Raw genomic sequence first — 10707 nt, forward strand, 5'->3', positions numbered from 1 at the left:
TCAGCCGCCGATCATCCGGCGCTGCACGCTCTGCGACGCGCGCAGCAGCAAGTCCGGGGCGACCGCCGACAGCGCGCTGGCCGCCGCCGCGGCCAGCAAACCCTGAGCCCAGGCCAGCGGGTCCACGGGCGTGCAGCCGAACACCTGGCTGAGCCCCGGCGTGCTGACCACCACTGCCAGCGCGCCCAGTGAGCCGACCGACGTCAGCACCACCAGCGGGGCGCGCGAGTCGACCAGCGTCTGGGTGAGCTGCGCGCCCACCAACGCGATCAACGCGACCGTCGCCGCGCGGCGCGGCGGGCCGGTCACGCTGGCCATCGCCCAGCCCGCCGTCGCGCCGATCGTGGTCGCCGCCCCGCGGATGCCGATCGCCCGCCACATCGCCGCCTCGTCGCGGCTGACCTCGTCGGTGGCAGCCTGCGGGCTGACGGCCAGCGCCGCGGCGGGCAGCGCGTCGGTCAACATGTTGACCAACAGCATCTGCCGGGCGTTGAGCACCGACCGTCCGGTGAGGACGGTGGTGATCAGCGCGAAGCACACCTCGCCGAGGTTGCCGCCCAACAGCATCGACACCGCCGATTGCACGCGCCGCCACAGCTGCTGGCCCTCGTCGAGGGCGTCGATCAGCGCCTCGATCCGCTCGTCGAGCAGCACGACGTCGGCCGCCATGCGGGCCGCGTCACTGCCCCGCGCCGCCACGCCGACGCCCACGCTGGCCGCCCGGATCGCGGCCGCGTCGTTGACGCCGTCGCCGACCATGGCGGTGACCAGACCGGACCGCTCCAGGGTCTGGACCACGTCGATCTTGTGTTCGGGCGTCATCCGCGCGAACACCACCCGCGACGCCGCGGCCGCGGCCCGTCCGTCGGCGGACAACGCCTCCCAATCGCTGCCGGTGATCACCCGATCGGGGGTGACGTCGAGCCCCATCTCCTGGGCGATCACCGCCGCGGTCGCCGGGTGGTCACCGGTGATCAGCCGGACGCCGATGTCACGCGCGGCGAGTTCCTTCAGCACCGCGTGCGCCGCGGGTCGCGGCGTGTCGGCCAGTCCGAGCAGGCCGATCGGGGTGAGGCCGGCCGTGCACAGGGTCTCCAGGTAATCCGGATCCGTTGCGGCCGTCGAGGCTTCCCGCTGGCTGAGTTGGCGCTCGGCCACCGCCAGCACCCGCAGCCCGCCCGCCGCCATCTCGTCGATCTGCCGGGTCAACTCGTGGTCGCGCTGCAGCAACGCCGACGAGAGCACCTCGGGCGAGCCCTTGATGGTCAGCCGGGTGCCGACCAGCGCGGCGGCGAACGGGCGACCGGACTGGAACGGCAGGAACGCGTCGCGGGTCAGCCGTTGCGGCGCGGAGCCGTCGCCGCGAAGGGCGGGGTCGGCGGCGGCCCGGTGGATGGCGTCGTCGGTGGCGTGGTCGACCCGGTGGCTGTGCCGGGTGTAGCTGGTGGGAAGCGCCGCGTCCAGCACCGCGCCGGGGGCGTAGCCGGGCAGCGGGCGCACCTCCTTGACCTTGAGGCGGTTCTCGCTCAGCGTCCCGGTCTTGTCGAAGCACACCACGTTCAGCCGGGCCAACGCCTCCACCGAATGGGGGTTGCGGATCAGCACCGATTCGCCGGTGAGCCGGCGCGCGGCGGCCAGTTGGGCCAGGGTCGCCACCAGGGGCAGGCCTTCGGGGATGGCGGCGACGATCAGCGTGACCGCGCTGGACACCGCCTCGCGCAGCCCGGTGCCGCGCGCCACGCTGAGCAGACCGACCAGGCCGCCGCCGGCCACGCTGAACGGCAAGGCCCGGCGGGTGATGTGTCGCAACTGCCGCTGCAGGCCGATCTCCTGCAGCTTGCGCGGCGCCATCGCCAGCGCCCGGCGCATCTCCGACCGCGACCCCACGGCGGTGACCACGGCCACCGCCGTGCCCGCCACCACCGTGGTGCCGGCGTAGAGCATGCAGGTCCGTTCGGCCAGCGGCGCGCCCGGCGTGGGCTCGGTCTGTTTGGACACCGGCAGCGACTCGCCGGTCAGCGTCGACTCGTCGACCTCCACGTTCGAGGCGTGCAACAGCCGGGCATCCGCCGGGACCACCTCGTCGGCGTGCACCTCGATGATGTCGCCCAGCCGCAGGCGTTTGGTCGGCACCTTCTCGCGGCGCTGCGCGTCCAGCGCACCGACCCGGCGTCGCGCCGGCGGATCCTGCACGGCCAGTAGGCGATTCAGCGTGCTCTCGGCGTGCAGCTGCTGCTCGGCCGACAGGGCGGCGTTGACCAACAGCACGCTGCCCACCAGGACGGCGTCCAGCGGGGAGCCGAGCAGCGCGCTGGCCGCCGCGCCGGTGGCCAGCAGCGGGGTGATCGGGTCCGCCAGGTCGCCGCGCATCTCCTCGGCGAAGTCGCGGATGCTTTTCCAGGACACCGCGGTCGCGTCGTGCAGGACGCGCAGCGGGGGCACCCGCTGCCACGGGGTGGGAGTTTCCTCGTGGTGCTCGTCGACCGGGCGGGGCAGCAGCCGCTGCACCTCGGTGACCGGCAGCGCGTGCCAGTCGTGGGCGGTTTCGGGCTCCGGCAGCGGGTCCGCAAGGGCCTTCACCGCCGCCCGGTAGCCGAACCACAGGCTGGCGACCATGCCGACATTGACCGACGCCGAACTGCGGCCCGGCACACCGGGAATCAGCATCAGCGCGCCGAGCGCGGAGGCCGACGCCGACAACCGGACCGCGCCTTCGGTGGCCGCGCGCGCGGCGGGCAGCGCGTGCAACACGCGCCAGGCGCCGGTGAGATCCTTCGCGATCACGTCGGCGGCCCAGGGCGCGGACTGCCCGGGCCGCAGCACCCCGATCGTCACGTCGGACCGGTGCGCGCCGCGCATGTCCGCGGTCGTCAGCAGTGCCACGGTGTGCCCGGCGGCCTTCAGTTCCGCGACGGCCGCCGCGACCGCGTGGTCGATCGACCCGTCCGCGGGGTACAGCCGGTCGAAACCCTGTGCCAGGGAACGCAATCCGTCGTCGTCGAGCGAATAGACCCGCGGCTGGGAGCGCCGCGCCTCGGTGAGCACCGCCGCGGCGAACGGGTCGCGGACCGGGCTGATCAGCGCCTCGCCGACGCCGCCGGCGCCGGGAATGTCGGCCAGCCGGTGCCATCCCGGTTCCATGCCGTCGCCCTCGAGCGCGGCCCGGACCGCCGCCCAGGCGTGGGCGCGGGCCGAATTCTCCACGCCCAGAACGCGACTGACCGTCAGCTCGTCGGTGTACAGCGCTCGCGGATCGACCATGATCGCGTCGATCCGGTCGAGTGCCCGCAACACGCCGGGGCGCAGGACCAGCGCGTCGTGGCGGGTGGTGAGCCCGCGATTCATCGTGCAGCCGAACGCTTCCCGCACGGTGCGCAACGGTTTGGGGACGGCGGCCAGCGCGGCGGCGCCGGCCGCGTCGGGGTTGCGGGTGAGTAGGCCGACCGCGGCGGCGGCGCCGATGCCGGCCAGTCCGATGCGGTTGGCGTAGCGTTCCGCGGGCCCGTCCGGCGGGGCCGGGTTGCCGACGGGGGCCGCGGCCGCGTCGTCGGGCACCGGCTGGCCGGCCAACTCGGGTTCATGCCGACTCCAGGCCAGCCTGCCGTTGAACGCCTCGGCCGCCAGCATGGTGCGCGTCGCGGCCTCGGCGGCCGCCGCCGTCGGCGACAGCGTGAGGGCCGCGGTGGTGGCGTTGACGATGCCGAACAACACGTCGGCGCCCTCGGGCCCCAGGCGCCGCTCCAGCTCGCGGCGCAACCGCGGCAGATGGTCGGCCACGGTCGGCGGCACGGCCACCAAGTCGGGCAATCGGGGCAGCCGCAGCAGGCTGCCGGTCAGGGAGAGGCCGAACCCCACCGAGGCCGCCGTCGCCGCCACCAGCCGGCCCATCAGCAGCGCGTCGTCGCCCGGCAGGCTGGCCGGGTGCGCCCGCGCGGCCCGGCCTCGGCGGGGTCGTTCCGCGGCGGCGACGGCGCGGCAGAGTTCGGCCGTCGAGGGTCCGTCGCCGGCGACGGTCACCACCACCCGCGCCAGGGTGGGGTTGAGGTGTGCCCGTTGGACGCCGGGCATCGCCCGGACCGCCTCCAAGGCCGCCGCCGCGATGTCCGCCGCGCGCTCGCCCTCGAGGCCGCGGACCTCGATCCAGCGCCGGGGCCCGGTGACGCTCACGCGCCGAGCCAGCGGGCCGCCCGCCGCCTCCAGCACCGCGCCCGCCGCCGCACGGGTCAGCGCCGGTACGTCCGGCGTCGCGCGCACCAGCGACCTGCCCATGCTCGTCGCGACGTTTCCGCCCAACAACGCGGCGCCGGCGGCGATCTCGGCGCTCACCGCGGCGACGCGCAACGGCGCCGTCAGCAGGCCCAGCCCGGGCAGGCCGCGTCGTGTGCTCACCGTGTTCTCTTCGCTCGGGTGGATTTCCTCGATATGTTGACAGCGGCAGGTTAACCGGCGGTGGCGCGGTGGGGGAGGAGCCGTTCAGGCCCTCTTCGGGTGCCTTTCGTCCCTTGTGAAAAGCGCTCGCATTGGCCACCGTTGCGCTATGCGAACCGCTTACCACCACCAGCTGGACGAATTGAGCGTCCAGCTCGGCGAGATGTGCGGCCTGGCCAACGAAGCCATGAGGGGCGCGACCAAAGCGTTGTTGGAGGCGGACCTCGACGCCACCGAACGGGTCATCCGGGAGCATGACCGAATGGTGGTCATGCGGGGGCGAGCGGAGCGAGAAGCGTTCGCGTTACTGGCACTACAACAGCCGGTTGCCGGGGAGTTACGGGCAATCTTCGGCGCCATCCAGATCATCGCCGACATTGAGCGAATGGACGCCCTTGCCGTGCACGTCGCCAAGATCGCCCGGCGCGAGCACCCGAACCGGGCACTCCCCGACAACGTCCGCGCGTGTTTCGCCGACATGGCCAAGGTGGCAATCGCATTGGGCGACAACGCGAAACAGGTGCTGATGTCCCACGACCCGGAGCGGGCCGCACGCCTTCGCGAACAAGACGACGCGATGGACGAGCTTTACCGGCAGCTGTTCAGCGTGCTGTTGGACCAGAACTGGACGGACAACATTCCCGCCGCCGTGGACGCCGCGCTGCTGGGCCGCTTCTACGAGCGGTTCGCCGACCATGCCGTGGAAGTCGGGCGCCGCGTCATCTTCATGGTCAGCGGCGACCTGCCCGAGCAGGACGACGTCTCCACCTACTGATGGGCGGCGGCTGGGTCGGGCTGAGAAGATAGCGTCGTGCAGGGCAACATCCAGGGCCGCGTCTGGCGCCACGGTAAGCCGCAGGACGACTTCACCTTTGCCGACATCTCGGAATACCTGCGTGAACCCGACACCCTGGTGTGGGTCGATCTGTGCGTCCCCGACCACGACGCGCTGTGTGACCTGGCCGCCGAACTCGGCCTCAACACGTGGGCCGTCGAGGACGCCGTGGCGGCCGCCGAGCGGGTCAAGGCCACCGCCTACGAGACGCACACCTTCTTCACGGTCTATGCGGTCGAGGTCGCATCGGAGGCCGCCGACGAGCCGCGGCGAATGCTGTCCATGCACCGGATTTCGGCGTTCGTGCTGCCCCGCGGCCTGATCACCGTGCGCCTGACACCCGACTTCGACGTCGCCGCGGTCACCCGGCGATGGGAGGAGATCGGCGCCCAGCAGTACGGGGTGGGCGCGCTGGTGCACGGCCTGCTCGACGTCGTGGTGGACAGTCATTTCGCGGCGGTGGAGGCCCTGGACGACTGCGTCGAATCCATCGAGGACGAGCTGTTCGACGGCAGGCCGCGCCAGCCCAGCTTCCAGCGCCGGACATTCCAGATGCGGCGGGACCTGGTGGGGCTGCGGCGGGTGGCGCTGCCCATGCGGGAGGTGGTCAACTCGATTCAGCACCATCGGCGCGAAGTGGGGACCGCCCCGGAATTGGACCCGCTGTACGCCGACCTGTACGACCACGTGCTGCGCGTGTCCGAATGGACGGAATCGTTGCGCGACATGGTCACAACGATTTTCGAGACCAACCTGTCGCTGCAGGACGCCCGGCTGAACACGATCATGAAGAAGCTGACCGGGTGGGCGGCCATCATCGCCGTGCCCACGGCGATCACCGGGTTCTACGGCCAGAACGTGCCGTACCCGGGTTTCGGTCACCTCGCCGGGTTCATCGCCAGCACCAGCCTGATATTCGTCCTGATGGTGGTGATCTACCTGATGTTCAAACGCCGGGACTGGCTGTGACCGCCGAGGTGCTACCGGATTCCGCGGCCGCAACCACGACGTCGGTCGCGGCGTCCCCCGTCGATGAGGTGCTGCGCCTGCTGGCCAGCTCGGCCGCCGGGTTGTCCAGCGCCGAGGCGGCCGCCCGCCTGACGCGCCTCGGCCCCAACGCGGTGCGGACGCACCGCGTCAATGTCCTTGCGGTGCTGGGTCGTCAGCTGCGCAACGCGGTGCTCATCCTGCTGGCCGGCACCGCGGTCGTCTCGTACTTTCTGGGCGACAGCATGCAGGCCGTCATCATCGGCGTCATCCTGGTGGCCAGCATCGGCCTCGGCTTCATCAACGAGTACCGCGCCGAGCGCGCCGCCGCCGACCTGCATGCCAGCGTGCACCACAACGCCGTCGTGCGCCGCGACGGGGAGTTCGTCACGCTCCCCGTCACCGCGCTGGTGCCGGGGGACGTGATCCGGCTGTCACTGGGGGAGGCGGTGCCGGCCGATGTCCGGCTGATCGGGGTCAGCGGTCTGGAATGCAACGAAAGCATCCTGACCGGGGAGTCGACCGGGTCCGAGAAGTCACCCGAACCCGTGCCCCCGGGAACCGACCTGGCCGACGCGGCCGACCTGGCGTTCATGGGCACCATCGTCAGCGCCGGCGAAGGCTCCGGGGTGGTGTACGCCACCGGGAGGAACGCCGAATTCGGCCGCATCGCAGCGGGTTTGGACGAACGCCAGCCGGAGACCGGCTTCCAGGTGGGGCTGCGCCGGTTCTCCTATCTGCTGCTGCAGGTGGCCGTCGCGTTGATGGTCGTCATCCTGATCAGCAACCTGCTGCTGGCGAAGCCGATCATCGACTCCGTGCTGTTCTCGCTGGCGATCGCGGTCGGCATCACCCCGCAGCTGCTGCCCGCCGTCGTGAGCACCGGCCTGGCCACAGGGTCACGGCAGCTGGCCAAGGCCAAGGTGCTCGTCAAGCGGTTGGTGTGCATCGAGGACCTCGGCGACATCGACATCCTGATCACCGACAAGACCGGGACCCTGACGGAGGGCCGGCTGCGGTTGGTCGACACCCTCGACGCCACCGGCGCGCACAGCGACCCGGTCCGTCGGCTGGGTCTGCTGGCCACCGATGTGGATCCGGAAACCGGTGGCGCCAGTGCCAATCCGCTCGACGCCGCGCTCTGGGAGTCCCCGCGGGCGCACGAGTTGGTGGCCGGCGCCGCGCGGGTCGCGATGCTGCCGTTCGACCATGAACGCCGGGCGACGTCGGTGCTGGTCGACGATGACGGCACCCGGACGCTGGTGATCAAGGGCGCGCCCGAGCAGGTGCTGGCCCAATGCCGGGGCGTCGCGGCGGTGGCCGAGAAAACCCTCGCGGGGTTGTTCGCCGCCGGGCGCCGGGTGGTGGCCGTGGCCGCCAAACCGGCGCCGGGGTTGACGGCGCTCACCCGCGCGGACGAGTGCGAGCTGTCGCTTGCGGGCTTCCTGGTCTTCGCTGACGAGCCCAAATCCGCTGCGCGCCAATCCCTCTCTGAACTGGCGGACCTGGGCATCGAGCTGAAGATCGCCACCGGGGACAACCCGCGGGTCGCCGAAAAGGTCTGCGGTGACTTGGGATTGGCGTCCAAGGGCACCGTCACCGGCGTAGAGCTGGACGCGCTGGACGACGACGCGTTCGCCGTTGTCGCGCAGGACCACACCATCTTCGCGCGGATTTCCCCCGAGCAGAAGGCGCGGCTGATCACCGCGCTGCGGCGCAAGGGAAGGTCGGTCGGTTTCTTGGGCGACGGCGTCAACGACGCGTTGGCCCTGCACGCCGCCGACGTGGGGATCTCCGTCGACAGCGCCACCGACGTGGCCAAGGACGCCGCCGACGTGGTGTTGCTGGAAAAGGACCTCGGGGTGCTGGCCACCGGGGTGGCCGAGGGCCGGCGCATCTTCGCCAACACCATCAAGTACGTGCTGATGGGTACGTCGAGCAACTTCGGCAACATGTTCAGCGCCGCGGCCGCGTCGGCGCTGTTGCCGTTCCTGCCGATGCTGCCCAGCCAGATCCTGCTGAACAATCTGCTCTACGACACCTCGCAGCTGGCGATCCCGACCGACCGGGTCGACGCCGCGCAGCTGCAGGCGCCGTCGCACTGGAACGTCGCGTTCATCCGCCGGTTCATGCTGATCTTCGGCCCCATCAGTTCGCTGTTCGACTTCCTGACGTTCGGGCTGATGCTGGGCGTGCTGCACGCCGGCGCGGTCGAGTTCCGCACCGGATGGTTCGTGGAATCGCTCGCGACGCAGACGCTGATCATCTTCGTGATCCGCACCCGCATGGTGCCGTTCTTCCGCAGCCGGGCCAGCGCGCTGCTCACCGTCACCAGCCTCACCGTGGTCGCGGTCGGCGCCGGGCTGACGATCTCACCGCTGGCCCGCACCCTGGGCTTCACGCCGCTGCCATGGCAGTTCTTCGCCGTGCTGGGCACGTTCGTGATCTGTTATCTGGTTTTGGTGGAGCTGGCCAAGATGCTCTTCTACAGCGAGCCGATGCACCTCGTCGGACAACCGCATCGGACCCGTGGCAACGCGTATCGCATCCGCCGACGCGCCGCTCGCTACCACCATTACACCGGGCGGCGAACGTGAACCTCAGTGATGAATCTGCATCGTGGCCTGATCCGCAAGACCGTGCTGGATGCCCCGATCGATCTTGTCGGTCAGGGCCGCGCTGTCCGCGGGCGCCGTCTCCTCGCAACTGCAGCTGAGCGTGTTGAAGGGGCTTGGGTCGGCGTGGGCGGTGGCCGCCGTCCAACCGGCTGTGCCGAGAGCGAGTGCCACGCCGACCAAAAGTCTAGGAATCATTTGGCCTTCGAGATCTCAGGAATTGTTTCCGAGTTCAAATTTTACCGGCGCGTTTGTCACGAACCTGTCAACTCGTTGTTAACTTTCAGGCCTGCGCCCCGTACTTCGGGCAGTACGCCCGGATGCTCACGCCGACGAAGTAGCCGGCGTGGTAGCCGTCGAGGTGGCTGTTGGTCATCACGTCATTCGCCACCTGTTGCGGCGCTTCACCCGTGTCGAGTTCCTGGCACACCAGGTGCCCGGACCGGATCGCGGTTTCGGGCGACTCGTAGTTGATGCCCTTGGCCGTCAGCGCGGCGAGGAACGCGTCATCGGCGGCGCTGGCGTGCGCGACCGGGGTGGTGCCCAGCACGTCCAGCAGCCCGGCCGCCGGGACGACGCCGGCGGCCATCAGCAACAGCAGCAGGCTCGGGTTGCGGATCTGGGTCCTCGTCATTTCTGATACTCCCGTGACATCCAAGTGCCGTTGCTCGCTGACAGCGGGGGCTGCCCGAATATTCGCACGTTGCGGCGCCGCTCGGTGCAGGATCAATCATATTGCGATCACCGCCACACCCCGAGCACGGTTTGCTCCGCCGTCGGCGTTGCCGGGGTCCTGACGTCATGCCGTGCGTGCGTTTGTTGTCTTTGGTCCTCGTTGCGGTGTGCTTGGTGGGCTGTGGTGAGAGGCATGTGTCGGCGGCCGGCGCTCGGGATGCGTCCGGGACGTTCCGTTCCGGCGGCATGGACCGAACTTACCTGTTGCACGTGCCGCCGGGCAGCCCGGTCGGCCTGGTGCTGAGCCTGCACGGCGGCGGTGGCACCGGGAACGGGCAGCGGGGGCTGACCGGGTTCGACTCCGTCGCCGACGCCCACAACCTGCTGGTGGTCTACCCCGACGGCTACGACAAGAGCTGGGCCGACGGGCGGGGTGCGTCGCCGGCGGATCGCCGGCATATCGACGATGTCGGCTTCCTGGTGGGGCTCGCGGGCAAGCTGCAGAACGACTACGGCATCGCCCCGGGGCACATTTTCGTCACCGGGATGTCTAATGGCGGATTCATGTCCAACCGGCTGGCGTGCGACCGCGCCGACGTGTTCGCCGCGGCCGCCCCCGTGGCCGGCACGCTGGGCGTGGGCGTGGCATGTAACCCGTCGCGGCCCGTGTCGGTGTTGGAGGCCCACGGCACCGCCGACCCGCTGGTGCCGTTCAAGGGCGGGGTGGTGCGCGGTCGCGGCGGGGTCAGCCACGCCATCTCCGCCGACAGCATGGTGAACACGTGGCGTACCGCCGATCACTGCCAGGGCGACCCGTCCGTCCAGTCCCTGCCCAACGTCGGGGACGGGACCGTCGTGCGCCGCTTCGACTCCACGGCCTGCGCGGCGTCGACCGAGGTGATCTTCTATCAGATCGACAGCGGCGGGCACACGTGGCCCGGGGGCAGGCAGTACCTGCCCAAGGCGATCGTCGGGCCCACCACCCGCGCGCTCGACGGCTCGGAGGCCATCGCGCAGTTCTTCCTAGCGCACGCGCGGGGCTAGACGGTATGGGGGGCTGGGGCCTCGCTCACATGTGAACGTGGGTTGCGGTCGGGAAATGGGTCCTGGCCGTAGAGCCACAGATGTGGGAGGCCCCAGTGAAGGTTCAGCGTACGAGTGTTGGGT

The 10707-nt window shown here is 70.7% G+C and carries 7 protein-coding genes; 4 read left to right on the forward strand and 3 right to left on the reverse strand.

Annotated features, from left to right (window positions below; translation table 11 throughout):
* The gene (locus tag BRW65_RS21695; protein ID WP_244168163.1) at nt 1-4269 is read right to left on the reverse strand and encodes a cation-translocating P-type ATPase; all 4269 of its coding nucleotides are present in this window, start codon (nt 4267-4269) and stop codon (nt 1-3) included.
* A 268-nt stretch (nt 4270-4537) separates the two neighbouring features.
* Here BRW65_RS21695 and phoU point away from each other — a divergent pair, with 268 nt between their 5' ends.
* From phoU to mgtA, 3 genes are read left to right on the forward strand one after another with little or no spacing between them, the layout of a single operon-like run.
* Entirely contained in the window at nt 4538-5203 is a 666-nt protein-coding gene (gene phoU, locus BRW65_RS21700; RefSeq protein WP_073878130.1) for a phosphate signaling complex protein PhoU, read from the forward strand.
* A gap of 36 nt (nt 5204-5239) precedes the next feature.
* Nucleotides 5240-6232 carry a magnesium transporter CorA family protein gene (locus tag BRW65_RS21705; RefSeq protein ID WP_073878132.1) on the forward strand — a complete coding sequence of 331 codons (993 nt, stop codon included), beginning with the start codon at nt 5240-5242 and terminating at the stop codon, nt 6230-6232.
* Entirely contained in the window at nt 6229-8847 is a 2619-nt protein-coding gene (mgtA, locus tag BRW65_RS21710) for a magnesium-translocating P-type ATPase (protein WP_073878134.1), read from the forward strand. Before BRW65_RS21705 ends, mgtA begins: the two co-directional genes overlap by 4 nt.
* Nucleotides 8848-8850: 3 nt before the next feature.
* On the opposite strand, the gene BRW65_RS21715 is transcribed toward mgtA, so the two are convergent.
* On the reverse strand, nt 8851-9039 hold the full coding sequence (locus tag BRW65_RS21715; RefSeq protein ID WP_244168161.1) for a hypothetical protein: 189 nt from the start codon (nt 9037-9039) through the stop codon (nt 8851-8853).
* Nucleotides 9040-9148: 109 nt separating this feature from the next.
* Nucleotides 9149-9499 carry a DUF732 domain-containing protein gene (locus BRW65_RS21720; protein WP_073878144.1) on the reverse strand — a complete coding sequence of 117 codons (351 nt, stop codon included), beginning with the start codon at nt 9497-9499 and terminating at the stop codon, nt 9149-9151.
* A 167-nt stretch (nt 9500-9666) separates the two neighbouring features.
* Between BRW65_RS21720 and BRW65_RS21725 the strand changes: the two genes are divergently transcribed.
* Nucleotides 9667-10584: an extracellular catalytic domain type 1 short-chain-length polyhydroxyalkanoate depolymerase gene (locus BRW65_RS21725; RefSeq protein WP_073878146.1), complete on the forward strand. Its 918-nt coding sequence runs from the start codon at nt 9667-9669 to the stop codon at nt 10582-10584.
* Nucleotides 10585-10707: the final 123 nt, after the last annotated feature.

Source organism: Mycobacterium paraffinicum, from assembly GCF_001907675.1.
Classification (GTDB): Bacteria; Actinomycetota; Actinomycetes; order Mycobacteriales; family Mycobacteriaceae; genus Mycobacterium; species Mycobacterium paraffinicum_A.

Excerpts from the sequence above, each read along its gene's own strand:
- BRW65_RS21695 (WP_244168163.1), bottom strand. The coding sequence starts at position 4,269 with ATGGGCAGGTCGCTGGTGCGCGCGACGCCGGACGTACCGGCGCTGACC.
- phoU (WP_073878130.1), top strand. The coding sequence starts at position 4,538 with ATGCGAACCGCTTACCACCACCAGCTGGACGAATTGAGCGTCCAGCTC.
- BRW65_RS21720 (WP_073878144.1), bottom strand. The coding sequence starts at position 9,499 with ATGACGAGGACCCAGATCCGCAACCCGAGCCTGCTGCTGTTGCTGATG.
- BRW65_RS21725 (WP_073878146.1), top strand. The coding sequence starts at position 9,667 with ATGCCGTGCGTGCGTTTGTTGTCTTTGGTCCTCGTTGCGGTGTGCTTG.